Genomic DNA, 26,171 nt, shown 5'->3' on the forward strand with positions numbered 1-26,171 from the left:
GGGCGCCGCCGCCACCGCGACCGTCGCCACCGAGGCCGCCCAGGCGTCCGCCAGCGCCGCCCCGGCCCAGTCGCAGCAGGCGGAGAAGACCGAGAAGGCCGAGAAGGCCACCGCCGAGAAGCCCGCCGTCGAGGCGCAGGCCGGCACCGAGACCCGCGAGCGTGCCGACCGCGGGGACCGCGGCGACGGTCGCGAGAGCCGTCGCGAGCGCCGCAACCGCCGTGACCGCCGTGACGGGGGCCAGGACGGCGGCCAGGGCCAGCAGGGCCAGGGCGGCCGCCAGCAGGACGGCGGCGGCCAGGGCGGCCGTCAGGGTCGTCAGCAGCAGGGCCAGAGCCAGGGCCAGCAGGGCGGCGGCGACTTCGAGGACGACGAGTTCGGCGGCCGTCGCCGCGGCCGTTACCGCGACCGCAACCGCCGTCGCGGTGACCGCTTCGACGGTGTGGCCGAGCCGCAGGTCGGCGAGGACGACGTCCTGATCCCGGTCGCGGGCATCCTGGACATCCTGGACAACTACGCCTTCGTCCGCACCTCGGGTTACCTGGCCGGGCCGAACGACGTCTACGTCTCGCTGGCCCAGGTTCGCAAGAACGGCCTGCGCAAGGGCGACGCCATCACCGGCGCGGTCAAGCAGCCGAAGGAGGGCGAGCGCCGCGAGAAGTTCAACGCGCTGGTCCGCCTCGACTCGGTCAACGGCACGGACGCCGAGGGCGCCCGCAACCGTCCCGAGTTCACCAAGCTCACGCCGCTGTACCCGCAGGAGCGGCTGCGCCTGGAGACCGACCCGGGCGTGCTGACCACCCGCATCATCGACCTGGTCGCCCCGATCGGTAAGGGCCAGCGTGGTCTGATCGTCGCCCCGCCGAAGACCGGCAAGACGATGATCATGCAGGCCATCGCCAACGCGATCACCCACAACAACCCCGAGACCCACCTGATGGTCGTCCTCGTCGACGAGCGTCCGGAGGAGGTCACGGACATGCAGCGCTCGGTCAAGGGCGAGGTCATCTCCTCGACCTTCGACCGCCCCGCCGAGGACCACACCACCGTCGCCGAGCTCGCCATCGAGCGCGCCAAGCGCCTGGTGGAGCTGGGCCACGACGTGGTCGTGCTGCTGGACTCGATCACCCGCCTGGGCCGCGCCTACAACCTGGCGGCGCCGGCCTCCGGCCGCATCCTGTCCGGTGGTGTCGACTCGACCGCGCTCTACCCGCCGAAGAAGTTCTTCGGCGCCGCGCGCAACATCGAGAACGGCGGCTCCCTGACGATCCTCGCCACCGCGCTCGTCGAGACCGGCTCGCGCATGGACGAGGTGATCTTCGAGGAGTTCAAGGGCACCGGCAACATGGAGCTCAAGCTCGACCGGAAGCTCGCCGACAAGCGCATCTTCCCCGCGGTGGACGTCGACCCGTCCGGCACCCGCAAGGAAGAGATCCTCATGTCCCCCGAGGAGCTCAAGATCGTCTGGAAGCTGCGCCGGGTGCTGCACGCGCTCGACTCGCAGCAGGCGATCGAGCTGCTGCTGGACAAGATGAAGCAGACGAAGAGCAACGCCGAGTTCCTGATGCAGATCGCCAAGACCACTCCCGGTCAGGACGACTGATCTCACCTTTTTCGGTGAATGAACGTGAGGCCCCGGGCTTTCTGCCCGGGGTTTCACGTTTTTCTGAGAAGGGTTTTAAGGCGCATCACGTACCTTCGAGGACATGTCCGACAAGTGGGCGAAGCTGCGCGGAGCGCGTTCGCGCCGTGCCATGCGCTTCCTGGCGTTGTGCACGGCCGTGGTGGTCCTGCTCTGCGGGGCCGGTGCGGGCTGGGTGTACTGGAAGCTCAGCCACAATCTCAAGACGGTCGACCTGAGCGGTGAGCTGACCCCGCCCGCGCAGGACGCCTCCGGCGCGATGAACATCCTCGTCCTGGGCTCCGACTCCCGTGCGGGGGCGAACGGGCAGCTGGCGGGCGGGACCACCGACGGCACGGCCCGCTCGGACACGGCCATGGTGGTGCACGTCAACGAGGCGCACACGGCCGCCACGGTGGTCTCCGTCCCCCGCGACACCCTGGTGGACCGCCCGGCCTGCGGGGCGGTCCCGGCGGCGTCCGGCGTCATGTTCAACACCGCCTTCGAGGTCGGCGGCGCGAGCTGCGCGGTCAGGACCGTCGAGGCGATGACCGGCCTGCAGATGAACCACTACCTCGAGGTCGACTTCTCCGGCTTCGCCAAGCTGATCGACGCGCTCGGCGGCGTGGACGTCACCACGACGATTCCCATCGACGACGTCCAGAGCGGCCTCCACCTCCCTGCGGGAACCCACCACCTGGGCGGCGACCAGGCCCTGGCCTTCGTGCGCACCCGGCACGGCGTGGGGGACGGCAGCGATCTCGGCCGCATACAGCTTCAGCAGGAGATGGTGAAGTCGGTGCTGAAGCAGGTGGAGAACCTGGACCTGTTCAGCAGCCCGACGAAGCTGTTCTCGATCGCGGACTCCGCGACCGGCTCGGTGACCACGGACTCCACACTCGGCTCGGTCCACTCCCTGCTCGGCTTCGCCGAGGGTCTGCAGCACGTCAAGTCCACCGACATCACCGGCGTGACGATGCCGACCACGACGGCGCCGGGCGATCCCAACCGTCTGGTGACCCTCCGGCCGCAGGCGGACGAGCTCTGGTCGGCGCTCAAGGCCGACCGGCCGGTGCCGGCCTCGGTGATGGAGCTCCAGCCGAAGAACCCGGCCGACAGCTGACGTCGGCACGGCCTGGAATATCCGCCCGCGCAAGGTCGTTTTGGTCCGTGGCGCCAGTGCTGGCAGACTGGTACGTCGGTCCCGGTTCACGGACAGCGTCCGCTCCTCCGACCCGGAACCCTCCCGCAAACCTAGGAGCATCCCTTGAAGCGCGACATCCACCCGACCTACGTGGTCACCCAGGTCACCTGCACCTGTGGCAACGAGTTCACCACCCGCAGCACCGAGAACTCCGGCGTCATCCGCGCCGAGGTGTGCTCGGCCTGCCACCCCTTCTACACCGGCAAGCAGAAGATCATGGACACCGGTGGCCGCGTGGCCCGCTTCGAGGCCCGCTTCGGCAAGAAGCACGCCAAGGCCTAACCGCCTTGCGGCGCCGGCCGGGCGTACCCGTGGTTCCCGCGGGTGCGTTCCGGTCGGCGCCGTTCGCGTTGGCCCCCTTGCCTATTCCGGTCATCTCGGTCATCCCGGTCATCTCGGTTCGAAAGAAGGCTCAGCTCCCATGTTCGAGGCAGTCGAGGAGCTCCTGAACGAGCACGCGACGCTGGAGGAGCGTCTCGCCGACCCGGCGGTGCACGCCGACCCGGCGACGGCGCGGCAGCTGTCCAAGCGGTACGCCGAGCTGACGCCGATCACCCGGGCCTACCGCGACTGGCGCCAGGCCGGTGAGGACATCGAGACGGCCCGCGAGCTCGCCGCGGACGACCCGGACTTCTACGCCGAGATCAAGTCGCTGGAGGCCCAGCGCGAGGAGCTGACCGAGCGGCTGCGGCTGCTGCTGGTCCCGCGCGACCCGAGCGACGACAAGGACGTGCTGCTGGAGGTCAAGGCGGGCGAGGGCGGCGAGGAGTCCGCGCTGTTCGCCGGCGACCTGCTGCGCATGTACCTGCGGTACGCCGAGAAGATGGGCTGGAAGACCGAGATCATCGACTCCAACGAGTCCGACCTCGGCGGCTACAAGGACGTCCAGGTCGCGGTGAAGTACCGCGGCGGCAACCCGGAGCCCGGTCAGGGCGTCTGGGCGCGGCTGAAGTACGAGGGCGGCGTGCACCGTGTGCAGCGTGTGCCGGCGACGGAGTCGCAGGGCCGCATCCACACCTCCGCGGCGGGCGTGCTGGTGACGCCGGAGGCCGAGGAGGTCGAGGTCGAGATCAACGCGAACGACCTGCGCATCGACGTCTACCGCTCCTCCGGCCCGGGCGGGCAGTCGGTCAACACCACCGACTCCGCCGTCCGCATCACGCACCTGCCGACCGGCATCGTCGCGTCCTGCCAGAACGAGAAGAGCCAGCTCCAGAACAAGGAGCAGGCCATGCGCATCCTCCGCTCCCGCATTCTCGCGGCCCTGCAGGAGGAGGCCGACGCTGCAGCCAGCGACGCGCGCCGCAGCCAGGTGCGCAGCGTGGACCGCTCCGAGCGGATCCGCACCTACAACTTCCCGGAGAACCGGATCTCCGACCACCGCACCGGCTACAAGGCGTACAACCTGGACCAGGTGCTCGGCGGCGAGCTCGACGCGGTGATCCAGTCCGCAGTCGACCAGGACGCGGCCGCCCGCCTCGCCGAGGCCACCTGATCCACCCGTCGGGGCCGGAAGGCCCCGTCGGACCGCTCAAGTCCGCTAAGAGAGGCGCGACGTGAACCTCCTTCTCGCCGAGGTGGCCCGAGCCACCCAGCGGTTGGCCGATGCCGGTGTGCCCTCGCCGCGGTTCGACGCGGAGGAGCTCGCGGCGTACGTCCACGACGTCAAGCGCGGCGAGCTGCACGGCGTCAGGGACGCCGACTTCGACGCCCGCTACTGGGAGGTCATCTCCCGGCGCGAGGCGCGCGAGCCGCTGCAGCACATCACCGGGCGGGCCTTCTTCCGCTACCTGGAGCTCCAGGTCGGCCCGGGCGTCTTCGTGCCCCGTCCGGAGACGGAGTCGGTGGTCGGCTGGGCGATAGACGCGCTGCGCGACATGGACGTCGCAGAGCCGACGGTGGTCGACCTGTGCACCGGTTCCGGCGCGATCGCGCTGGCGCTGGCGCAGGAGGTGCCGCGCAGCCGCGTGCACGCCGTGGAGCTCTCCGACGAGGCCTACGCCTGGGCCCGCCGCAACGTCGACGCCAGCCCGGACGCCGCGCGGATCGAGCTGATCCAGGGTGACGCCACCCGCGCCTTCGAGGACCGCCCGGAGCTGAGCGGCCAGTTCGACCTGGTCATCAGCAACCCGCCGTACATCCCGCTGACCGAGTGGGAATACGTCGCTCCTGAGGCTCGCGACCACGACCCGGAGATGGCACTCTTCTCCGGCGAGGACGGACTCCACACCATCCGCGGCATCGAGCGCGTCGCCGCGCGCCTGCTGCGGCCCGGGGGAGTGGTCGTCGTCGAGCACGCGGACACCCAGGGCGGGGTCGTCCCCTGGATCTTCCGCGAGGAGGACGGCTGGACCGACGCCGCCGACCACCGCGACCTGAACAACCGCCCCCGCTTCGCCACCGCGCGCCGCGCCGTCCTGTAGGGAAGGGATCCACCGATGAGTCGTCGCTACGACTGCTCCGACGCGACCGAGCGCGCCGCCGGTCTGCGTGAGGCCGCCTCCGCGATCCGCCGGGGCGAGCTGGTGGTCATCCCCACCGACACCGTCTACGGTCTGGCCGCCGACGCCTTCTCCGCCGAGGCCGTCGCCGAGCTGCTCGCGGCCAAGGGCCGCGGCCGCAACATGCCCACCCCGGTGCTGGTCGGCTCGCCGACCACGCTGCACGGTCTGGTCACCGACTTCTCCGAGTCCGCGTGGGAGCTCGTCGACGCGTTCTGGCCGGGCGGGCTGACCCTGGTCACCCGTCACCAGCCCTCGCTGCGGTGGGACCTGGGCGACACCCGCGGCACCGTCGCCGTCCGCATGCCGCTGCACCCGGTCGCGATCGAGCTGCTGAACACCACCGGCCCGCTCGCCGTCTCCAGCGCCAACCTGACCGGCGGCCCGTCCCCGGCCACCTGCGACGAGGCCGAGGAGCAGCTCGGCCAGTCCGTCTCCGTCTACCTCGACGGCGGCCGTGCCGACCACGCCGTGCCGTCCACGATCGTCGACGTCACCGGCAAGATCCCCGTCCTGCGTCGTGCCGGCGCGGTCTCACTGGAGCAGCTCCGCGAGGTCGTACCAGACGTGGAGGCCGGCAGTTGACCGGGCGCCATCGCCTCCGGCCGCCGATACGTCCCCTCCCGCGTCTGCACCACGAGGTCGTGGGCCATCGTTTCGGCGCGTTCCGGATCCTTTACGTCTGCACCGGCGGCGTCTGCCGCTCGCCCATGGCCGAGCGGCTGACCCGTCATGAGCTGACGCTCCGTCTCGGGGAGGGCGCGGAGACCGAGATATCGGTCGAGAGCGCCGGCACCTGGGGCCACGAGGGCGCCCCGATGGAGTCCCACGCCGCGGAGATCCTCGCCGAGTTCGGCGCGGACTCCACCGGCTTCGTCGGCCGCGAGCTGCTCGACGACCACGTCATCGAGGCGGACCTGGTGCTGACGGCCACCCGCGACCACCGGGCCCAGGTGATCTCCATGGGCCACGACGCCGGTCTGCGGACCTTCACCCTGAAGGAGTTCACCCGCCTGGTCCGTGCCATCGACCCGGCGACGCTGCCGGACTCCGTCGGGGAGGGCGCCCTGGCCGAGCGCGCCCGCGTCCTGGTGCGCGCCGCCGCGGCGCTGCGCGGCTGGCTCCTGGCGGCTTCCCCGGAGGCGGACGAGGTCGACGACCCGTACGGAGCACCGCTCGGGATGTTCCGCAACTGCGGCGAGGAGATCTTCGACGCCCTGGATCCGATCGTCACCGCGTTGACGGGCGTCAGCCGGGTGCGCGTCTGAGCCGTTGCTGGCGTGCTGCAACCTCCGGCTCGGCGTACCGTGACCACCGGAGGTGCATGCGGCCATGGCGACCCTTGCGACCAGTGACGAGTCCACGCAGGCGGCGCTCGCCGATGTGCCCGACGACGCGCTTGCGGCGCTGCTGGCACGCGAGGACGACCGCCGTCGCCGGCAGGTGAACCTTCTCGCCGGGGAGAACCTGGAGTCGCCCGGCGTGCTCGCGCTGCTGGGGAGCGCGTTCGCGGACAAGTACGCCGAGGGGTACCCCGAGCGGCGGCACCACACCGGGTGCGGTCCGGCCGACGACGTGGAGACCCTGGCCGTGGCCCGCGCCAAGAAGCTGTTCGGGGCCGACCACGCGAACGTGCAGCCCTACTCCGGCTCCATCGCCGTCCTGGCCGCCGCCGCGGCGCTGCTGCGGCCGGGGGACGCCGTGCTGGCCATGTCCCTGGCGCACGGCGGCCACCTGACCCACGGGTCCTCGGCGAACTTCTCCGGCCGCTGGTTCGCCGTCTCCGCCTACGGGGTCCGCGAGAGCGACGGCCTGATCGACCTCGACCAGGTGCGGGACCTGGCGCGGGCGCGCCGGCCCAAGGTGATCGTCGCGGGGGCGATCTCCTACCCGCGCGTGATCGACTGGGAGGGCTTCCGGGCCGTCGCGGACGAGGTGGGCGCGTACCTCGTCGCGGGCGCCGCCCAGACGCTCGGTCTCTCCGCCGCCGGGGTGATCCCGTCGCCCGTGCCGTATGCGGACGTCGTCTGCGGAGTCACCCACAAGGTGCTGGGCGGGCCGCGCGGCGGGCTGATCCTGTGCACGCGGGAGCTGGCCGAGCGGGTGGACCGGGCGGTGTTCCCCTTCATCCAGGGCGGGCCGATGGTCAACCAGCTCGCCGCCAAGGCGTACGTGCTCGGCCGGGCGGCCACGCCCGCCTTCCGCGGGTACGCGCAGCGGACCGTCGTGAACGCGCAGCGCCTCGCCGCCGCGCTGGACGGCCACGGGCTGCGCCCGCTCACCGGGGGGACGGATACCCACCTGGTCACCGTGGACGCCAGGGGCCTCGGCCTGACCGGCCGCGAGGTCGAGCGCCGGTGCGAGCGTGCGGGGCTGCTGCTGGGCCACTGCGCGGTGCCCTACGAGGACGTGCCGCCGGCGTCCGCCTCCGGGCTGCGGATGGGGACGCTGAGCGCGACCACCGTGGGCATGGCGGAGCAGGAGATGACCGAGGTCGCCGAGCTGGTCCACGCGGCGGCCACCGGGAAAGCCGATGATTCCGTCACGCAGCGTGTGGAATCCCTTGCCCAGCGTTTTCCCAGTCTGTCGACAAAACCGCAATGCGGGAACTCGACGTCCTCATGAATAGGGTGTGCACGTGACGCACCTCCATTCCCGAGCGCACAGCCATCTCGCGCCCAAGGCAAGGCGGCTATGCTCTGCCGTTGTCACGGGGGTGTCCAGCGCAGCACAGGAGGACTCTGGTGCGTGAGTTCCTGCTGACGCTCTGCGTGACCGCGGCGGTGACCTACCTGCTGACCGGTCCGGCACGGAAGTTCGCCATCATCGCGGGCGCCATGCCGGCGGTCCGCGACCGCGACGTGCACAAGGAGCCGACGCCACGACTCGGCGGCATCGCCATGTTCGGCGGTCTGTGCGCCGGTCTGCTCACCGCTGACCACCTGTCGGCCCTGCACGCCGTCTTCCAGAACTCCAGCGATGTGCCGGCCCTGCTGTCCGGCGCGACCATCATGTGGGTGCTGGGCGTGCTGGACGACAAGTGGGGCGTGGACGCGCTGGTGAAGCTCGGCGGGCAGATGGTCGCCGCGGGCGTGATGGTCTACCAGGGCCTCACCGTGCTGTGGCTGCCGATTCCCGGCGTCGGGACCGTCGCCGTGACGGACACCTGGGGCTCCTTCATCACCGTCGCGCTGGTGGTCATAAGCGTGAACGCGGTGAACTTCATCGACGGCCTGGACGGTCTGGCGGCCGGCATGGTCTGCATCGCGGCCGGGGCCTTCTTCGTCTACGCCTACCGGCTCTGGTACGGCTTCTCGGTGCCGGACGCGGCGCCGGCCGCGCTGTTCAGCGTGATCCTGGTCGGCATGGTGCTGGGCTTCCTGCCGCACAACTTCCATCCCGCGCGGATCTTCATGGGGGACTCGGGCGCGCTGCTGCTCGGTCTCGTCCTCTCGGTCTGCATGATCTCGGTGACGGGCCGGGTCGACCCGGACGTGATCACCGCGCAGAGCGGTGGCAGCCAGACCACCACGGTGCACGCGATGGTGCCGATCTACATCGTGCTGCTGCTTCCGCTGACCGTGATCGCCATTCCGCTCGCGGATCTCATTCTCGCGGTGGTGCGCCGCACTTGGGCGGGAAAGTCCCCATTCGCCGCGGACAAGCAGCATCTGCACCACCGACTGCTGCAACTCGGCCATTCCCACAGTCGCGCAGTACTGATCATGTATTTCTGGGCCGCGCTGCTCGCCTTCGGCACCGTCGCCTTCTCGGTCGACCGCACCGAGCGCCTCGCGCTCAACGTGCTGCTCGGCCTGCTGGTTCTCGGCATCCTGATGCTGCTCTTCCCGCGGTTCCGGCCGCATGCGCCGCGCATGGTGGAGCGCTTCGTTCCGCCCCGGTATCGCCGGACCGTAAAGGTAAGGGATGTTCTTACCGAAGAGACGGTAAAGGAGATCGCGGACGACTCCATTCCGGCAGGTGCGGCTGTCTCCGTCGCAGATGGGGACCTGTTGGACAAGATCGGAACTGGCTCGCACGCGGTGCGTCGCCATTCGGGCACATCGGGACGATCCGGCAGTGGTGCAGAGCGTGTGTCAAGGAGCACACCAAGAAAGTAAAGACTGCACCAAATAGCTTGTGATATCGTTCACGACATCAGGAGAGCTGCCGAAGGACCTTATGGGAGAAGGTCGTTCGGGCCCCGTCTCCTCCTGATCGTCCGCACGACCCCCACCCCCCCGGAGCTTTGACGATGCTGTCCAGCGACGCCCGGATCCTGCGCGGCTGCGCCCTCGTGGCGACGCCGGTGGGCATCCTCGCCGTGGTGCTCAGCACCGTGCTGGCCGGCTCCAAGGGACTGATCGGCGCCTTGGTGGCGCTCGCCGTGGTCGCGGTGGTGTTCGCGGGCGGGTTCGCGGCGCTGATGAGGCTCAGCCGGGACCGGCCGCAGCTGGTCCTGACCGGCGGTCTGCTGGTCTATGCGGTGCAGATGCTGATCGCGGGCGTCTTCATCGTGGTGTTCAAGCACGCTTCGTTCTTCAACGGCAAGGCCTTCGGCTTCTCCCTGCTGGCGACTCTGCTGGCCTGGGTCGGCGGTCAGGTCTGGTTCACGGTGAAGAGCAAGACCCTCTACGTCGATCCTTCGGCCGGTCCCAAGCCCGACGGCAGGGACTGAACGTAAGGCCCGCGTAAAGGTAGTACCAAGACATCTGCTATCGTCCGGATTCCGGAGCCCCCTGCGCGACCACGAGCGTCAAGCGGCCTGTGTGGCTCCGGTCAACCCGATCACGGTGCCAACGCGGCGGCCCCGTCGCGCCGACACACAAGGTTGCAGTTCTGATGCTTCACGACGAAGGAGTCAAGGGTGAGTAACCCCTCCACGCTGCTCGCGAGCGGGTGTCACATCACACCCTCTGGTTGTGGTTTCCCGGCGCCCGGGCTGAACTCCTTCAACTTCAAGCCGATCTTCAGTATCGGAAGCTTCCACTTCACGAAGCCGATGCTGCTGGCGCTCATCTGCATGGTGCTGGTGGTCGGCTTCTTCTGGGCGGCGTTCCGCAAGCCGAAGCTGGTTCCGGGCAAGCTGCAGCTGGTCGGCGAGATCGGCTACAACTTCATCGCGCGGAGCATCGCGCGTGAGGTCATCGGCAAGAAGGGCGACAAGTTCGTCCCGTTCCTGACGTCGATCTTCTTCTTCGTCTGGCTGATGAACATCATGTCCATCATCCCGTTCGCCCAGTTCCCGGTGGCCTCGCGCTTCGCGTACCCGGTGGCTCTGGCGCTGCTGGTGTGGATCACCTACATGTACCTCACCTTCAAGACGCACGGCTTCGTCGGCGGCTGGAAGCACCTGACGTACATGCAGGGCCTGCCGAAGCCCCTGGTGCCGCTGATCGTCTTCCTGGAGTTCCTCCAGAACGTCATCACGCGTCCGTTCACCCTTGCGGTGCGACTCTGGGCCAACATGTTCGCCGGCCACATGCTGATCGTGATGTTCAGCGTCGCGACCTGGTACCTGCTGACCCCGTCGTTCTACGCGGTCTTCTCCGGCGCGTCCTTCACCCTCTCGATCGGCATGACCGCCTTCGAGGTCCTGATCCAGTTCCTGCAGGCGTACATCTTCACGCTGCTCGCCTCGCTTTACATCAGCGGAGCGCTCGAAGAGGGCCACTGAGGCTCCCGCCCGCCTGAAGAACCCATCCAGACTTCCGCCGGGAAGCCCCCCTGCGGATCGCATCACAAGAAGGAAGACAACATGTCGACCCTCCACAACGCCATCCAGCTCGCCGCCTCCAACGGCGTCTCGGGCAACCTGGGTGCCGTCGCGTACGGTCTCGCCGCCATCGGCCCGGGTGTCGGTATCGGTCTGGTCTTCGGCCACTCCATCGAGGCCATGGCTCGCCAGCCCGAGGCCATGCCGATCATCCGCCAGAACATGTTCCTCGGCTTCGCCCTCTGTGAGGTTCTGGCGCTCCTCGGTCTGGTCGTCCCCTTCATCTTCTCCTGAGTCGACCGACCAGTAGCCACGCTCGACGAAAGGTAGAGACATGCTGAGCCAGTTTTTGGCTGAGGAGGCGCCGCAGAACCCGCTGCTGCCCTCCACGCCGGAACTCATCATCGGCCTGATCGCCTTCTTCATCGTCTTCGGCGTCCTCGGCAAGAAGCTCCTGCCCAACATCCAGAAGACTCTGGAGGAGCGGCGCGACGCGATCGAGGGTGGCCTGGAGCGGGCGGCTGAGGCGCAGGCCGAGGCCACCCGGACGCTGGAGGAGTACAAGGCCCAGCTCGCGGAGGCCCGTCACGAGGCCGCTCGGATCACCGAGCACGCCCGTGAGCAGGGTTCCATGATCATCGCCGAGGCCCGCGAGGAGGCGCAGCGTCAGGCTGCCGTCACCGTCGCCCACGCCCAGGCGGAGATCGAGCGCACCCGTGGTCAGGTGACCACCGCGCTGCGGCACGACATCGGCCGCATCTCGCTCGAACTGGCCGGCAAGGTCGTCGGCGAGTCCCTCGAGGACTCCGCCCGCCAGAGCCGCACCATCGACCGCTTCCTTGACGAGCTCGAAGCCAAGGCAGCGGAGTCGGCGGGTGCCAAGTGAGCGGCTCCACCCGGCAGTCCACCACGGCCGCCCGTGAGCGTCTCGAGGCGCTGACGGACAACACGTCCGTCGACCTCGCCGCGCTGTCGAGCGACCTGCTGGACGTGACCCGGGTGCTCGACCGCGAGGTCACGCTGCGCCGCATCCTGACGGACCCGGCCGCCCCCGGTCAGGCCAAGGCCGATCTGGTCGCGAGCCTGCTCCAGGGCAAGGTCGGGGCCGAGACGGTCGACCTGCTCTCGGGCATGGTCCGCTCCCGCTGGAGCGCCGGCCGCGACCTGTCGGACGCGACCGAGCAGCTGGCCGCCCTGGCGCTGATCATCAGCGCCGACAAGGCGGGCGAGCTGGACGACGTCGAGGACGAGCTGTTCCGCTTCGGCCGCGTGGTCGCGGGCAACGTGGAGCTCCGCTCCGCGCTGACCGACAGCGCCGCCGCCTCCTCCGCCAAGGCGGAGCTGGTCGCGAACCTGCTCGGCGGCAAGGCCAAGGCCGTGACCGTCGCGCTGGTCACCGCCCTGGTGACGCAGCCGCGTGGTCGTAGCCTGGAGAGTGGCCTGGACGAGTACGCCCGTCTGGCCGCCGGCCGTCGTGGTCGCGTGGTCGCCCTGGTGACCACCGCGGTGCCGATGTCGGACGCGCAGAAGGACCGCCTCGCCGCCTCCCTGGCGACCCTCGTGGGCCGCCCGGTGCACCTGAACCTCGACGTGGACCCTGAGGTCCTCGGCGGAGTCCGGGTCCAGGTCGGCGACGAGATCATCGAGGGCACCATCGCGGGTCGTCTCGACTCCGCGAACCGGAGCCTGGCCGGCTGAGAAAGCCGCATCCCGACCCTCGGTCGGTACACAACAGAGGACGGTCAGAGCCTCGTTCGCGGGACCTGACCGAGAGTCGAATACTTGCGGCCCTCCACGGGCGGGCCGAGGACGCAACTAGGAGAGCAGGGAACCCAGATGGCGGAGCTCACGATCCGGCCGGAGGAGATCCGGAACGCGCTGGACAACTTCGTCCAGTCGTACCAGCCGGATGCCGCCTCGCGTGAAGAGGTCGGCACCGTCACCTTCACCGCTGACGGCATCGCCAAGGTCGAGGGTCTTCCCTCGGTCATGGCCAACGAGCTGCTGAAGTTCGAGGACGGCACCCTCGGCCTCGCGCTCAACCTCGACACCCGCGAGATCGGTGTCGTCGTCCTCGGCGAGTTCGGTGCGATCGAGGAGGGCCAGACGGTCCGCCGCACCGGCGAGGTGCTGTCCGTTCCGGTCGGCGAGGGCTACCTCGGCCGCGTGGTGGACCCCCTCGGCAACCCGATCGACGGTCTCGGCGAGATCGAGACCCACGGCCGCCGCGCGCTGGAGCTGCAGGCTCCGGGCGTCATGGTCCGCAAGTCGGTGCACGAGCCGATGCAGACCGGCATCAAGGCCATCGACGCGATGACCCCGATCGGCCGTGGCCAGCGTCAGCTGATCATCGGCGACCGCCAGACCGGCAAGACCGCGGTGGCGATCGACACCATCATCAACCAGCGTGACAACTGGCGCTCGGGCGACCCGAAGAAGCAGGTCCGCTGCATCTACGTCGCCGTCGGCCAGAAGGGCTCCACCATCGCCTCCGTTCGCGGTGCGCTGGAGGAGGCCGGTGCGCTCGAGTACACCACCATCGTCGCCGCCCCGGCGTCGGACCCGGCGGGCTTCAAGTACCTGGCCCCCTACACCGGCTCCGCCATCGGCCAGGAGTGGATGTACGACGGCAAGCACGTCCTCATCATCTTCGACGACCTGTCGAAGCAGGCCGAGGCCTACCGCGCCGTTTCGCTGCTGCTGCGCCGTCCGCCGGGCCGCGAGGCCTACCCGGGTGACGTCTTCTACCTGCACTCCCGCCTGCTGGAGCGCTGCGCGAAGCTCTCCGACGAGCTGGGCGCCGGCTCGATGACCGGTCTGCCGATCATCGAGACCAAGGCCAACGACGTCTCGGCGTACATCCCGACCAACGTCATCTCCATCACCGACGGCCAGTGCTTCCTGGAGTCCGACCTGTTCAACGCCGGCATCCGCCCGGCCGTGAACGTCGGTATCTCGGTCTCCCGCGTCGGTGGCTCCGCCCAGATCAAGGCCATGAAGTCGGTGGCCGGCCGTCTGCGTCTGGACCTGGCCCAGTACCGCGAGCTGGAGGCCTTCGCCGCCTTCTCCTCCGACCTGGACTCGGCCTCCAAGGCCCAGCTGGAGCGTGGCGCCCGTCTGGTCGAGCTGCTGAAGCAGGGCCAGTACGCGCCGTTCCCGGTCGAGGAGCAGGTCGTCTCGATCTGGGCCGGCACCACCGGTCGCCTGGACGACGTCCCGGTCGCGGACATCCGCAAGTTCGAGCGTGAGTTCCTGGACTACCTGCGCCGCGAGCACAAGGGCGTCCTGACCACCATCGTCGAGACGCAGAAGCTCGAGGACGGCACGATCGAGTCCCTCACCGAGGCGATCAACGCCTTCAAGCGCGAGTTCACCACCCACACCGGTGCGCTGCTCGGCGAAGACGCCTGACGAGACGGAAAGGACGTAGCGACCCATGGGAGCACAGCTTCGGGTCTACAAGCGCCGGATCCGCTCTGTCACCGCGACGAAGAAGATCACCAAGGCGATGGAGATGATCTCCGCGTCGCGCATCATGAAGGCGCAGCGCGCGGTGGCCGCCTCCACCCCGTACGCGACTGAGCTCACCCGCGCGGTGACCGCTGTCGCGACGCGGTCGAACGCCAAGCACCCGCTGACCACCGAGCCCGTCGGCGCCACCCGCGCCGCGGTGCTCGTGGTCACCGCGGACCGCGGCCTGGCCGGTGGTTACTCCAGCAACGCCATCAAGGCGGCGCAGGAGCTGACCAAGCGGCTCAAGGGCGAGGGCAAGGACGTCGACAGCTACATCATCGGCCGTAAGGGCGTCAGCTACTACGGGTTCCGCAACCTCCCGGTCGCGGGCTCGTGGGTCGGGTTCTCCGACAAGCCGACGTACCAGGACGCCAAGGAGGCGTCCGCGGCCCTGATCGATGCCTTCGTGACGGAGACGTCGGCGGGCGGCGTGGACGAGCTGCACATCGTCTCCACGGAGTTCGTCTCGATGCTCACCCAGAACCCGGTGGAGGCCCGCCTCCTGCCGCTGTCGCTGGCTGAGACCGAGGCCAACGCCGAGGAGCAGGGACCGTTCCCGCTCTACGACTTCGAGCCGTCGGCCGAGGGCGTCCTGGACGCCCTGCTGCCGCGGTACGTGGAGAGCAGGATCTACAACGCGCTGCTGCAGTCGGCTGCTTCCGAGCACGCCGCCCGCCGCCGCGCGATGAAGAGCGCGACCGACAACGCCGGCGAGCTCATCAAGACGCTCACGCGTCTGGCCAACACGGCCCGACAGGCCGACATCACCCAGGAAATCAGCGAGATCGTCGGTGGCGCGAGCGCCCTGGCCGACGCGACCGCGGGGAGTGACTGATCACATGACTGCCACTGTAGAGACGGCCACGGCGACGGGCCGCGTCGCGCGGGTCATCGGCCCGGTCGTCGACGTGGAGTTCCCCGTCGACGCCATGCCGGACATGTTCAACGCGCTGCACGTCGAGGTCGACGCGCCCGACGGCACCGGCAAGAAGACGCTGACCCTCGAGGTCGCGCAGCACCTGGGCGACGGGATGGTCAAGGCCATCTCGATGCAGCCCACCGACGGCCTGACCCGTGGCGCCGCTGTCTCCGACACCGGTTCCGCGATCTCGGTGCCGGTCGGCGACATCACCAAGGGCAAGGTCTTCAACGCCCTGGGCGAGGTGCTCAACGTCGACCGTGAGGCGTTCAACGCCGAGGTCACCGAGCGCTGGCCGATCCACCGCAAGGCCCCGAACTTCGACCAGCTCGAGTCCAAGACCGAGATGTTCGAGACCGGTATCAAGGTCATCGACCTGCTCACCCCGTACGTCCAGGGTGGCAAGATCGGTCTGTTCGGTGGTGCCGGTGTCGGCAAGACCGTTCTGATCCAGGAGATGATCTACCGCGTCGCCGAGAACTTCGGTGGTGTGTCGGTCTTCGCCGGTGTCGGTGAGCGCACCCGTGAGGGTAACGACCTCATCCACGAGATGGTCGACTCGGGCGTTCTGGACAAGACCGCGCTGGTCTTCGGCCAGATGGACGAGCCGCCGGGCACCCGTCTGCGCGTCGCCCTGTCGGCGCTGACCATGGCGGAGTACTTCCGCGATGTCCAGCAGCAGGACGTGCTCCTCTTCATCGACAACATCTTCCGGTTCACCCAGGCCGGTTCCGAGGTGTCGACCCTGCTCGGCCGTATGCCCTCCGCGGTGGGTTACCAGCCGAACCTGGCCGACGAGATGGGCCAGCTCCAGGAGCGCATCACCTCGACCCGCGGTCACTCGATCACCTCGATGCAGGCGATCTACGTCCCCGCGGACGACCTGACCGACCCGGCCCCGGCCACCACCTTCGCCCACCTCGACGCGACGACGGTTCTCTCCCGTCCGATCTCGGAGAAGGGCATCTACCCGGCCGTGGACCCGCTGGACTCCTCGTCCCGCATCCTCGACCCGCGGTACATCTCGGCCAACCACTACGAGACCGCCGTGCGTGTCAAGGGGATCCTGCAGAAGTACAAGGACCTCCAGGACATCATCGCGATCCTCGGTATGGACGAGCTGTCCGAGGAGGACAAGGTCACCGTCAACCGGGCGCGCCGCATCGAGCGCTTCCTGTCGCAGAACACCTACGTCGCCAAGCAGTTCACCGGCGTCGACGGCTCCACCGTGCCGCTGTCCGAGACCATCGACGCGTTCAACGCGATCGCGGACGGCAAGTACGACTCGGTGCCGGAGCAGGCGTTCTTCATGTGCGGTGGCATCGACGACCTCGAGCGCAACGCCGCCGAGCTCGCCAAGAAGTAATCGTGAGGTAGAGGGGCGGTCCGACCGCTGGTTGGGTCCGCCCCTTTCCCACCCGTTATTCTTTCCCCACCCCCGCTTTGCGGCGGGGGGTCGAGACCGAGGAGCCCACTGTGGCTGAGCTGCACGTCGAGCTGGTCGCGGCCGACCGAAAGGTCTGGTCGGGCGAGGCCACGATCGTCCTTGCCCGTACCAAGTCCGGTGACATCGGCATCCAGCCGAACCACACCCCGGTCCTGGGGGCCATGGACCCCCAGCCGGTGACCATCCGCCAGGCGGATGGCACCACGGTGGTCGCGGCGGTGCACGGCGGCTTCCTGTCCTTCGCGGACAACAAGCTGTCGATCCTGGCCGAGGTCGCGGAGCTGGCCGACGAGATCGACGTCGACCGCGCCGAGCGGGCGCTGGCCGGCGCCAAGGCCGACTCCGAGGCCGTGGCCCAGCGCCGCGCCGAGGTTCGGCTCCTCGCGGCGACCGGCCGCTGACGCGCGAGGCACCCGCCGAGCGCTGAAGCGACACGAGCTTCACCGGCAGTCCCGGGGCACCTACGGGTGACCCCGGGACTGCTGTATCAGTTGAGCAGACTGCCACGTCCGTCGGGCGTGCGGGCAGGACGTCGGCTCGGGGGCCGACGAGGAGGGAGCCGGGCATGGTGCTCGCGGTGGTACTCGTCATCGCGGTGCTGCTGGTCTGCCTGCTCGGGCTGGGGGCCTTCGCGGTACGGCGGCGTCTGATCCAGAGACCCGGTGGCACCTTCGACTGTTCGGCGCGCCTGGACGTGCCGCCGCCCCCCGCGCCGGGGGAGCCCGCCGGCGAGGCCGCCGGAAAGGGCTGGATCTTCGGGATCGCCCGCTACAACAACGACTCCGTGGAGTGGTTCCGCGTCTTCAGCTGGGCTCCGCGCCCTCGCCGGGTGCTGGAGCGCTCGCAGATCGAGGTGATCGAGCGGCGCACGCCCGAGGGGCAGGAGGAGCTGGCGCTGCTGTCCGGCGCGGTGGTCCTGGTCTGCACGCACGCGGGCGAGCCGCTGGAGCTCGCGATGAGCGAGGACGCGCTCACCGGCTTCCTGGCCTGGCTGGAGGCCGCGCCTCCCGGCCAGCGCGTGAACGTGGCCTGAGGGTCCGCGCATGGACGAGCTCGTCGAGCACGAGGGCGTGGTCCTCTGGGGCCTGATGGGCAACGTGTACCGGCTGATCAACGACCGGCTGCGGCACGACATCGCCGACGCCACCGGCCTGGACGGCTCCGAGTTCGAGTTCCTGCTGCGCCTGGCCCGTTTCCCCGGCGCCCACGGCATGGCCACCCGGGTCGGCGAGACCATGGGCTTCACCTCCGCCGGCACCACGAAGCTCGTCGCCCGGCTGGAACGCAAGGGCCTGATCGAGCGCACCCGCGACCCCGAGGACGGCCGCGCCTACCTGGTCGGGATGACCGCGAAGGGGGCCCGGGCGCTGCAGCTGGGCCTGGAGGCCCACGTCCCGCGCCTGGAGGAGGAGGTCCTCGGCCACCTCAGCGCGGCCGAGCGCGCCTCCCTGCGCAGGCTGCTGACCCGCCTGGACCCCACCCTGAGGGACTAGTCGGCGGCGTTAGGCTGCGGGCATGGTCAACCTCACCCGTATCTACACCCGGACCGGCGACGACGGCAGCACCGCGCTGGGCGACATGAGCCGCACCCGCAAGACGGACACCCGCCTGGCCGCCTACGCCGACTCCAACGAGGCCAACGCCGCCCTGGGCGTCGCCCTGGCCTGCGGCGCGCTCGACGAGGAGATCGCGGCGGTGCTGACCCGCGTTCAGAACGACCTCTTCGATGTCGGCGCGGACCTGGCCACGCCGATCGTCCCGGACCCCAAGTACCCGCCGCTGCGCGTCGAGCAGTCCTACATCGACCGGCTGGAGGCGGACTGCGACCGCTTCAACGCTGAGCTGGAGAAGCTGCGCAGCTTCATCCTGCCCGGCGGCACGCCGGGCGCGGCCCACCTGCACGTGGCCTGCACGGTGGTCCGCCGCGCCGAGCGCAGCACCTGGGCCGCGATCGAGGAGTACGGCGAAGGCATCAACCCGCTGACCGCGAAGTACCTGAACCGCCTCTCGGACCTGCTGTTCATCCTGGCTCGGACGGCGAACAAGTCGGTCGGCGACGTGCTGTGGGTGCCGGGGGAGAACCGCTAGGGCCTAGCGGGGCGGCTCGGCCGCGCCCAGCTCGACGTCGTCGAAGAGCTCCAGCAGGCGGCCCAGCACGCGCACGGTCGTGGCCACGTCGGCGTCGGTGAGATCGCCGCGGGTGCGGCGCAGCACCGCGTGCTCGCGGGCCACGATCGCGGTGATGGCCGCCTCGCCGGCGTCGGTGAGGCGGATCAGCGAGGAGCGCGCGTGGGCCGGGTTGGGAACGGCCTCCACCAGCCCGGCGGCCGCGCCCTCGTTGACCATCCGCTGGACGAACTGCCGGCTGAGCGACTGGGCGCGGCCCATCTGCGGCACGGTCAGCGGCCCGTTCTCGCGCAGCAGGTCCAGCACGGCGCGGACGCCGACGGAGACGCCCTGCTCGGCGTCCAGGTCGATCCGGCGCTGGACGCGGCGGTAGAGCGGGCCGACGAGCGCGAAGACCTCCATCAGGCGTTCCGGCAGCTCGTCGGGGGAGAGTGGGGTGTCCGTCACCGGTTCACTATCTCACGTCGAATGACAACCCAGTTGCCATTCTCGGACAGTTATGACACCTTGGTTGTCATGACTGAGTTCGCGTTCTTCGCATCCCAGGACGGATCCCTCGCCTACCGTGACGTCGGCCCGCGCGACGGCGCGGTGCTGGTCCTGCTGCACAGCGGCTTCGTCGACAGCACCCAGTTCGACAACCTCGTCCCGCGCCTGGTCGAGCTCGGCTGTCGCGTCGTCGCCCCCGACGCCCGCGGGCACGGCCGGTCGGACAACGCGTCCCGCCCCTTCCGGCAGACCGACGACCTCGCCGACCTGCTGCGCCATCTGGGTCTGCGTCAGGTCGTGCTGGTCGGCGTGTCGATGGGCGCGATGATCGCCGTCGACACCGCGCTGGAACACCCCGAACTGGTCCGGGCGCTCGTCATCAGCGGGCGCGGCATCGGCGACACCGACCGCACCGACCCCTGGGCCGCCGAGGTCGGCACGGCGATGTGGGGCGCCCTCGCCTCCGGGGACCTGGACGGCTGGCTCGACGGCTTCCTGAAGTGGATCCCCGGCCCGGACCGCTCCCTGGCCGACATCGACCCCGAACTGGTCGGGCAGGTGCGGGAGATGGGCCTGCGCACGATGCTCAAGCACACCGCGGACGAGCCGGACCACTCCGTCCCCGTCGGCGACGTGGAGACGCGTGTGAAGGACCTCACCCTCCCGATCCTCGCCGTCGACGGCGCCGCGGACGTGCCCGGCCATCTCGCCACCGTCACCGCCCTCCTCGACGCCGTCCCGAACGGCCGCCGGGTCCTCCTCGACGGCGTCGGCCACTACACCTCCATGGAGGCCCCCGCCGAGTTCACCCGCGTCCTCGACGCCTTCGTCCGCGAGCTCGACCAGGCCTGAGTCCGATGCCTGAGGTCCGAGGCCTGAGGCCGCCGATGTGACGGGACTCACTCGGTCGGCCCAGCTCCCGGCGGGCGCCACGTACGATGCCTGACCATGGAACGGTTCCGGGTGATCGGCGGGGCGCGGCTCGCGGGGCGGGTGCGGGTGCCCGGCGCGAAGAACAGCGCGCTCAAGCTGATGGCGGCGACGCTGCTGGCAGAAGGCGAGTTCAGGATCGGCAACCTGCCGCGCATCCTGGACGTCGAGATCATGGCGGAGCTGCTGCGCCGGATGGGGTGCGAGGTCCGGCTGGAGTGGACCGACGAGTCCGCCGGAACGGCCTTCGTCACCGTTCCGGGTGAGATCGGCCACGAGGCCGACTACGACCTGGTGCGAAGGTTCCGTGCCTCCATCGCCGTCCTCGGCCCGCTGCTCGCCCGCTGCGGGCGGGTGCGCGTCGCCCGGCCCGGCGGCGACGCGATCGGCTCGCGCGGGCTGGACATGCACATCGACGGTCTGACCCGGCTCGGCGCGCGCATCACCACCGAGCACGGCTTCCTGGTCGCCGAGGCCCGTTCCGGCGGCCTCGTCGGCGCGGCGGTGGAGCTGGAGTTCCCGAGCGTCGGCGCCACGGAGAACATCCTGATGGCCTCGGTCCTGGCCAAGGGCGAGACCGCCATCGACAACGCGGCCCGCGAGCCCGAGATCGTCGACCTGTGCGAGATGCTGGTCGCGATGGGCGCGAAGATCGACGGCGCGGGCACGTCGACCATCGCGATCCAGGGCGTCGACCGGCTCCTGCCGGTCGCCTACGACACCGTCCCCGACCGGATCGTGGCCGGGACGTTCGGCGTGGCCGCGGCGATGACCATGGGCGACGTGCGCGTGGACCACGCGCGCGCCGAACACCTGCGCATCGCCCTCGACAAGCTCGTCGCCGCCGGCGCCCAGGTCAGCGCCGACCCCGAGGGCTTCCGCGTGGTGATGGAGCGTCGCCCGCGCGCGGTGGACGTCGTGACGTTGCCCTACCCCGGCTTCGCGACGGACCTCCAGCCCCAGTTCGCCGCGATGAACGCGGTCGCGGAGGGCACCGCGATGATCACCGAGAACATCTTCGAGGCCCGTTTCGTCTTCCTGCAGGAGCTCGCCCGCCTGGGTGCGGACGTCCGCACCGACGGCCACCACGCGGTGCTGCGCGGCGTCCCGCGCCTGTCCGGCGCACCGGTCGTCTCCTCCGACGTCCGCGCCGGCGCGGGCCTCGTCCTGGCCGGCCTCGTCGCCGACGGCACGACCCTGGTCTCGGAGATCCACCACATCGACCGGGGCTACGCCGGCTTCGAACAGCAACTCCGTGCGCTCGGCGCCCAGATCACCCGCGAGAACGAGTTGCAGTAGCCCTCAGGGGCGCGAGGAACTGCGCGAGAGACCGACCAGCGGATGACCCTGCGCATTCGGCGCTCGACCCGCGTGGTGGCCTGTCGCGCAGTTCCTCGCGCCCTTAAGGGCGCAGCAGCGCCCTCGCGCGTTCCGCGTCGTCGGCGAAGACCATGACGCGTGGTCCCGCCTTCGTCCCGGCAAGGGTGTAGCGGATGCCCGCCTCGTCCAGCCGGGCGCCGATCGCCAGCGCCGCGGCGTCGTCGGGCGGGGCGGCCACCGGGACCAGCAGGCCGTAGTCACCCGGCGCCCCCGGCGCCGGATTGCGCTGGACGACCGAATGGCCTTTGCTCCACGTCCAGCGCAGGAGCAGGACGAGGACCCCCACCACCAGAAACGGTGCCAGCACCCGCAGGGTGAGCGCGATCACGCCCCCATTCTGCTTCGGACGGCCGCGAAGTGTGTAGATTCCTCGCAGGCACGACGCCGTGCGCGGGTGATCCTCGTCGTGCGGCGGGCCACCGGGCCACACCACACGACACGACACGGAGGACACCACCGTGACCAGCAGCATCGCCGTCGTCGGAGCCGGCCTCATGGGTTCCGGCATCGCCCAGGTCTCGGCCGCAGCCGGCCACGACGTGGTGCTGCGCGACGTGACCGACGCCGCCCTGACCCGCGGTCTGAACGGCATCCGCGACAGCTACGCCCGGTTCGTCTCCAAGGGGAAGATGACCCAGGACGAGATGGACGCCGCCCTCGCGCGGATCACGACCACCACCGACCTGGGCGCTGCTTCCGGCGCCGACATCATCGTCGAGGCCGTGTTCGAGCAGCTGGAGATCAAGGAAGGCGTCTTCCGCGAGCTCGACAAGATCGCCAAGCCGGGCGCCGTGCTGGCGACCAACACCTCCGCGATCCCGATCACCCGCATCGCCGCCGTGACGGAGCGTCCGGAGGACGTCGTCGGCGTGCACTTCTTCTCGCCGGTGCCGATGATGCAGCTGGTCGAGCTGGTCCGCGGCTACAAGACCAGCGACGCCGCCCTCGCCACCGCCCGCGCCTTCGCCGAGAGCGTCGGCAAGACCTGTGTCGTCGTCAACCGCGACGTCGCCGGCTTCGTGACGACCCGCCTGATCACCGCGCTGGTCGTCGAGGCCGTCAAGCTGTACGAGTCGGGCGTCGCCAGCGCCGAGGACATCGACACCGCCTGCCGCCTCGGCTTCGGCCACGCGATGGGCCCGCTGGCCACCACCGACCTGACCGGCGTCGACATCCTGCTGCACGCCGCGCACAACATCTACGAAGAGACCCAGGACACCAAGTTCGCCGCGCCGGAGATCATGGCCCGGATGGTGACCGCCGGGGATCTCGGCCGCAAGAGCGGCCAGGGCTTCTACAGCTACGAGAAGTAGCACCGAATGTGACGTGGCCCCCAGGTGAGTTGGCTCACCTAGGGGCCCACGTGCCATCCGGAGTCCTCGATAATCAAACGAACATCCGCACGGCCACCGGCAAAACGATTCTTCCTTCACCTGGACGGGTGATTTCCTTTCAGATCTCGCCGTGGCCAGCAACGTACCCGCCTGTCGTTGCGTCAGATGAGAGAAGTAACGCGAGCGAGGGGAGCCCGCATGTTCATTCGCGGTGACCACCGTCACCTCGCCGTGGAGGGCGAACTCGACGTCCGCTCCGCGGCGGACGCGCGCACCGCGCTGCACCGGGCCGTCGACGACGGCGTCGGTGACCTCGTGCTGGAACTGAGCGGCCTCTCCTCCTGGGACGCGACCGGCCTCGGCGTCATCATGGGTACGCACCGGCGCGCCGGGCGGGCCGGACGGCGCCTCGTGCTGCGCGGCGTCCCGCTGCAGCTGCAGCGGCTGCTCGTGGCCACCAAGCTGCACCGCATCCTGGCGATCGAGAGCTACTACCCCGAGGCCGACCCCATGCCGGTCTCCATCCCGTAACGGTCGGCTCCCGCCGTAACGGTCTGGTCTCGACCACTCCCCACCAGTAACTTCCGTGCCGCAGAATGACCCCCGCATCGTGCCCTTCCGAGGCACGGTCGTACGGGCCGGAAGACGGGCTGGAAGAAGACGTGGGCGACGCCACAGGCCACCACTCCGCTCACACACCCAGTGGCGGCGAGCTGGTACTCAGGAACAACACGAGCGGAGCGGTCGTCAGTACCGTTCCCGAACCGAACCATGCCCAGGCGGCCGGCGGCGACCGCCGTGCCGACGGCAGCGCCCGTACCGGCGAGCTCGTCGTCGGCCACCTGCTGCTGACCGTCAACGGCCCCGAGGGTTCCACCCCGGACCCGCTGCCGGAGGAGCGTCGCCCCGCCGCGCCGGCCGCGCCGGCCGCGCCGGCCGCCCCGACGAGCAGCGCCCGGTACGTCCTATCCGGCCTGCTCGAGCGCGAGGAGCAGTGCGCGCGGCTGCGCGAGCTGCTCGGCCAGGGCCGCTCGGTGCGGCTCACCGGCCCGCACGGCTCCGGCCGCACCGCCGTCCTGGACGCCGTGGCCGCCTCCTGCGCCGCGCTGACGCCGGGCGGCGTCGTCCGGCTGAGCGCCCACCACAAGCCCCTCGGAGACGTGCTCCAGGCCCTCTACGAGGGACTCGGCGGCGCACCCGGCCACCGGCCCTCCCGGCGTGAGCTGCCCGCCCTGCTCGCGGGCGTGCAGGCCATCGTCATCGTCGACGACGTCGACTTCGGCGGCGAGGCCCTCGACGACCTGCTCGGCGCCGCACCCGACTGCGCCTATCTGATCGCCGCCACGCCGGAGACGCAGGCGCCCTCCGTCGGCGCGCCGATCGAGGAGTCGCGCCTAGGCGGGATGACCCGGGCCGGCAGCCTCGCGCTGCTCGCCAAGCTGGCCGGACGCTCGCTCGACGAGAGCGAGCGCGCCTGGGCCGTGGACCTGTGGTTCGAGTCCGAGGGCCTGCCGCTGCGCTTCGTCCAGGCCGCGGCGCTGCTGCGCCACCGCGAGGTGGCGATCGACGCCCTCGCCGGCGGACTGGTCGAGCCGGACGAGGACCCGGTGCCGCTGCCGACCGTCGCCGAGAGCGCGGCCCCGGCCGTCCGCATCGCCCGCGGGCTCGGCGAGCCCGCGCGGCGCGTCCTGGAGCTCGCCTCGGCGCTCGGCGGAGAGATCCCCACCCCGCCGCACCTGCCCGCGCTCGTCGACGTCGGCCACGGGGAGGCCGCACTGGAGGAGCTGGTCGAGGCGGGCCTCGCCGAGCCGACCCCCGGGAGCACGCACCGCCTCGTCGAGGGCACCGCGCCGCTGCTCGCGGAGGACTGGCCGGCCGTCGGCCTCGCCGACGCCGCACAGCACTTCACCTGGTGGACCGGCCACGCCTCGGTGACGGAGGCCCAGATCGCCGCCGAGGCCGAGGTTCTGCTGGCGGTCCTGCGGACCGACCAGGAAGCCGGCCGGCACGAGCAGGTCGTCCTCCTCGCCCGCGCCTGCGCACCCTCGTTCGCGCTCGCCCAGCGCTGGGGCGCGTGGGAGCGCGCCCTGCGGTACGGCCTGGAGTCCGCGCGGGCGACCGAGTCGGTCGCGCAGGAGGCGTGGTTCCACCACGAGCTCGGGGTGCTCACCTTCTGCGCCGGAGCGTACGACCGCTCGCGCGCCGAGCTGGAGGCGTCCGTGGCGCTGCGGGGCGCCCTCGCGGACACGCGCGGCACCGCCAACGGCCGACACGTGCTCGAACTGCTGGACCAGGCGCTGGTCCTCTCCGGTGCGACCGCGCTCACCGCGGCCCGCGGGCGCGAGGAGCGCCTGCGGCGTTTCGCGCCGTTCACGACGCTGCGCAACGCCTCCCGCTCTGCCGTCGCGTCCGCGCGCCCGAGCCCGCGTCCGATGGGCCGGCACGCGCTCGACATCCAGAACCAGCCCGCCACGCGGCGCCAACTGGCGCTGGCCGCAGGCGCGGTGGTCCTGATGGGCATTCTCGGCGCGGGCGTCGCGGTGGCCGTCACCTCCTTCGGTGACTCCACCCCGCCGTCCGGCACCCCCGTCGTCCCCGCCGACACGCCGGCCACGACGGCTCCGGCCTTCCCGTCCACGGCGGACTCCCCGACGGACTCCACCTCCCCGTCCGCCTCGGCCTCCGCCACCGGCAGCGCGTCGGCCTCGCCGTCCGCCTCCGGTGCACCGTCGGCCAACGACGGTCACACCGGCGGACAGCCGAATCCCGGCACCTCCTCGACGCCCCCGACGCCGACTCCCTCGCGGCCGGGCCGAACGAGCACCCCGACGAGCACCCCGAGCTCGCCGACGAAGTCACCTACGTCCACTCCGTCCAGCACGCCCACGGTCACGCCGACCCCGACGCCGACGGACACCGCGACCGCCCCGGCGACCACCCAGGACACGACCGGTCCGATGGGCTGATCGCGCCCCCGGCAGGCGGCAACG

At 70.5% G+C, this 26,171-nt stretch carries 28 protein-coding genes; 26 read left to right on the top strand and 2 right to left on the bottom strand.

Annotation, left to right across the window (positions count from 1 at the left end; genetic code table 11):
* The 21 genes from rho to TR49_RS28100 all read left to right on the top strand — a co-directional run.
* A partial coding sequence (gene rho, locus TR49_RS28000; RefSeq protein ID WP_042386655.1) for a transcription termination factor Rho occupies positions 1-1,603 on the top strand: 1,603 nt, incomplete at its 5' end.
* Between the two features lie 103 nt (positions 1,604-1,706).
* Positions 1,707-2,744 carry an LCP family protein gene (locus TR49_RS28005; protein WP_042386656.1) on the top strand — a complete coding sequence of 346 codons (1,038 nt, stop codon included), beginning with the start codon at positions 1,707-1,709 and terminating at the stop codon, positions 2,742-2,744.
* A gap of 144 nt (positions 2,745-2,888) precedes the next feature.
* Positions 2,889-3,107, top strand: coding sequence for a 50S ribosomal protein L31 (gene rpmE, locus TR49_RS28010; RefSeq protein WP_042373553.1), 219 nt, complete (start codon positions 2,889-2,891; stop codon positions 3,105-3,107).
* A gap of 139 nt (positions 3,108-3,246) precedes the next feature.
* Positions 3,247-4,320, top strand: coding sequence for a peptide chain release factor 1 (prfA, locus tag TR49_RS28015; protein ID WP_042386657.1), 1,074 nt, complete (start codon positions 3,247-3,249; stop codon positions 4,318-4,320).
* A gap of 61 nt (positions 4,321-4,381) precedes the next feature.
* The gene (prmC, locus tag TR49_RS28020; RefSeq protein WP_042386658.1) at positions 4,382-5,248 is read left to right on the top strand and encodes a peptide chain release factor N(5)-glutamine methyltransferase; all 867 of its coding nucleotides are present in this window, start codon (positions 4,382-4,384) and stop codon (positions 5,246-5,248) included.
* 15 nt (positions 5,249-5,263) lie between these two features.
* On the top strand, positions 5,264-5,911 hold the full coding sequence (locus TR49_RS28025) for an L-threonylcarbamoyladenylate synthase (protein ID WP_042386659.1): 648 nt from the start codon (positions 5,264-5,266) through the stop codon (positions 5,909-5,911).
* 59 nt (positions 5,912-5,970) lie between these two features.
* Positions 5,971-6,594, top strand: coding sequence for an arsenate reductase/protein-tyrosine-phosphatase family protein (locus TR49_RS28030; RefSeq protein WP_236653564.1), 624 nt, complete (start codon positions 5,971-5,973; stop codon positions 6,592-6,594).
* A 64-nt stretch (positions 6,595-6,658) separates the two neighbouring features.
* Complete coding sequence (gene glyA / locus TR49_RS28035; protein ID WP_042386660.1) at positions 6,659-7,951, top strand: serine hydroxymethyltransferase; 1,293 nt, start codon at positions 6,659-6,661, stop codon at positions 7,949-7,951.
* A gap of 119 nt (positions 7,952-8,070) precedes the next feature.
* Positions 8,071-9,447 (top strand): MraY family glycosyltransferase, encoded by a 1,377-nt coding sequence (locus TR49_RS28040; protein ID WP_084725542.1) that lies wholly within the window; start codon positions 8,071-8,073, stop codon positions 9,445-9,447.
* A 134-nt stretch (positions 9,448-9,581) separates the two neighbouring features.
* Positions 9,582-10,004, top strand: a complete 423-nt coding sequence (locus TR49_RS28045) for a Cg1360 family ATP-synthase-associated protein (RefSeq protein ID WP_052434714.1) — start codon at positions 9,582-9,584, stop codon at positions 10,002-10,004.
* Positions 10,005-10,193: 189 nt separating this feature from the next.
* Entirely contained in the window at positions 10,194-11,003 is an 810-nt protein-coding gene (atpB, locus tag TR49_RS28050; RefSeq protein ID WP_042386661.1) for a F0F1 ATP synthase subunit A, read from the top strand.
* A gap of 81 nt (positions 11,004-11,084) precedes the next feature.
* Positions 11,085-11,336, top strand: a complete 252-nt coding sequence (gene atpE, locus TR49_RS28055; protein ID WP_174501616.1) for an ATP synthase F0 subunit C — start codon at positions 11,085-11,087, stop codon at positions 11,334-11,336.
* A gap of 40 nt (positions 11,337-11,376) precedes the next feature.
* The gene (locus TR49_RS28060) at positions 11,377-11,928 is read left to right on the top strand and encodes a F0F1 ATP synthase subunit B (RefSeq protein WP_042386662.1); all 552 of its coding nucleotides are present in this window, start codon (positions 11,377-11,379) and stop codon (positions 11,926-11,928) included.
* On the top strand, positions 11,925-12,740 hold the full coding sequence (locus tag TR49_RS28065; RefSeq protein WP_042386663.1) for a F0F1 ATP synthase subunit delta: 816 nt from the start codon (positions 11,925-11,927) through the stop codon (positions 12,738-12,740). Before TR49_RS28060 ends, TR49_RS28065 begins: the two co-directional genes overlap by 4 nt.
* Before the next feature lie 138 nt (positions 12,741-12,878).
* The gene (atpA, locus tag TR49_RS28070; RefSeq protein WP_042386664.1) at positions 12,879-14,453 is read left to right on the top strand and encodes a F0F1 ATP synthase subunit alpha; all 1,575 of its coding nucleotides are present in this window, start codon (positions 12,879-12,881) and stop codon (positions 14,451-14,453) included.
* A 25-nt stretch (positions 14,454-14,478) separates the two neighbouring features.
* On the top strand, positions 14,479-15,390 hold the full coding sequence (locus TR49_RS28075; protein ID WP_042386665.1) for a F0F1 ATP synthase subunit gamma: 912 nt from the start codon (positions 14,479-14,481) through the stop codon (positions 15,388-15,390).
* 4 nt (positions 15,391-15,394) lie between these two features.
* Positions 15,395-16,840 (top strand): F0F1 ATP synthase subunit beta, encoded by a 1,446-nt coding sequence (gene atpD, locus TR49_RS28080; RefSeq protein WP_042386666.1) that lies wholly within the window; start codon positions 15,395-15,397, stop codon positions 16,838-16,840.
* Positions 16,841-16,950: 110 nt separating this feature from the next.
* On the top strand, positions 16,951-17,322 hold the full coding sequence (locus tag TR49_RS28085) for a F0F1 ATP synthase subunit epsilon (RefSeq protein ID WP_042386667.1): 372 nt from the start codon (positions 16,951-16,953) through the stop codon (positions 17,320-17,322).
* A gap of 164 nt (positions 17,323-17,486) precedes the next feature.
* Positions 17,487-17,954, top strand: a complete 468-nt coding sequence (locus TR49_RS28090) for a DUF2550 domain-containing protein (RefSeq protein WP_042386668.1) — start codon at positions 17,487-17,489, stop codon at positions 17,952-17,954.
* Between the two features lie 10 nt (positions 17,955-17,964).
* Entirely contained in the window at positions 17,965-18,414 is a 450-nt protein-coding gene (locus TR49_RS28095) for a MarR family winged helix-turn-helix transcriptional regulator (protein ID WP_042386669.1), read from the top strand.
* Positions 18,415-18,436: 22 nt separating this feature from the next.
* A complete protein-coding gene (locus TR49_RS28100; protein ID WP_042386670.1) occupies positions 18,437-19,009 on the top strand; it encodes a cob(I)yrinic acid a,c-diamide adenosyltransferase in 573 nt (190 codons plus the stop codon).
* 3 nt (positions 19,010-19,012) lie between these two features.
* Here the strand turns inward: TR49_RS28100 and TR49_RS28105 are convergent, their stop codons facing one another.
* On the bottom strand, positions 19,013-19,450 hold the full coding sequence (locus TR49_RS28105; protein WP_042386721.1) for a MarR family winged helix-turn-helix transcriptional regulator: 438 nt from the start codon (positions 19,448-19,450) through the stop codon (positions 19,013-19,015).
* Between the two features lie 114 nt (positions 19,451-19,564).
* On the opposite strand from TR49_RS28105, the gene TR49_RS28110 reads away from it, so the two are divergent.
* Together TR49_RS28110 and murA are read left to right on the top strand one after the other, a co-directional pair.
* Complete coding sequence (locus tag TR49_RS28110; RefSeq protein WP_042386671.1) at positions 19,565-20,389, top strand: alpha/beta fold hydrolase; 825 nt, start codon at positions 19,565-19,567, stop codon at positions 20,387-20,389.
* A gap of 96 nt (positions 20,390-20,485) precedes the next feature.
* The gene (murA, locus tag TR49_RS28115) at positions 20,486-21,766 is read left to right on the top strand and encodes a UDP-N-acetylglucosamine 1-carboxyvinyltransferase (RefSeq protein WP_042386672.1); all 1,281 of its coding nucleotides are present in this window, start codon (positions 20,486-20,488) and stop codon (positions 21,764-21,766) included.
* 103 nt (positions 21,767-21,869) lie between these two features.
* On the opposite strand, the gene TR49_RS28120 is transcribed toward murA, so the two are convergent.
* Positions 21,870-22,175: a putative signal transducing protein gene (locus TR49_RS28120; protein ID WP_042386723.1), complete on the bottom strand. Its 306-nt coding sequence runs from the start codon at positions 22,173-22,175 to the stop codon at positions 21,870-21,872.
* Between the two features lie 130 nt (positions 22,176-22,305).
* On the opposite strand from TR49_RS28120, the gene TR49_RS28125 reads away from it, so the two are divergent.
* The 3 genes from TR49_RS28125 to TR49_RS28135 all read left to right on the top strand — a co-directional run bounded on the left by TR49_RS28125 (position 22,306) and on the right by TR49_RS28135 (position 26,147).
* Positions 22,306-23,160, top strand: a complete 855-nt coding sequence (locus tag TR49_RS28125; protein WP_084725543.1) for a 3-hydroxyacyl-CoA dehydrogenase family protein — start codon at positions 22,306-22,308, stop codon at positions 23,158-23,160.
* A gap of 219 nt (positions 23,161-23,379) precedes the next feature.
* Positions 23,380-23,712 carry an STAS domain-containing protein gene (locus TR49_RS28130; protein WP_042373581.1) on the top strand — a complete coding sequence of 111 codons (333 nt, stop codon included), beginning with the start codon at positions 23,380-23,382 and terminating at the stop codon, positions 23,710-23,712.
* A 131-nt stretch (positions 23,713-23,843) separates the two neighbouring features.
* On the top strand, positions 23,844-26,147 hold the full coding sequence (locus tag TR49_RS28135) for an ATP-binding protein (protein WP_052434715.1): 2,304 nt from the start codon (positions 23,844-23,846) through the stop codon (positions 26,145-26,147).
* Positions 26,148-26,171: the final 24 nt, after the last annotated feature.

The sequence above is a fragment of the Streptacidiphilus melanogenes genome, assembly GCF_000787835.1.
Taxonomy (GTDB): Bacteria; Actinomycetota; Actinomycetes; order Streptomycetales; family Streptomycetaceae; genus Streptacidiphilus; species Streptacidiphilus melanogenes.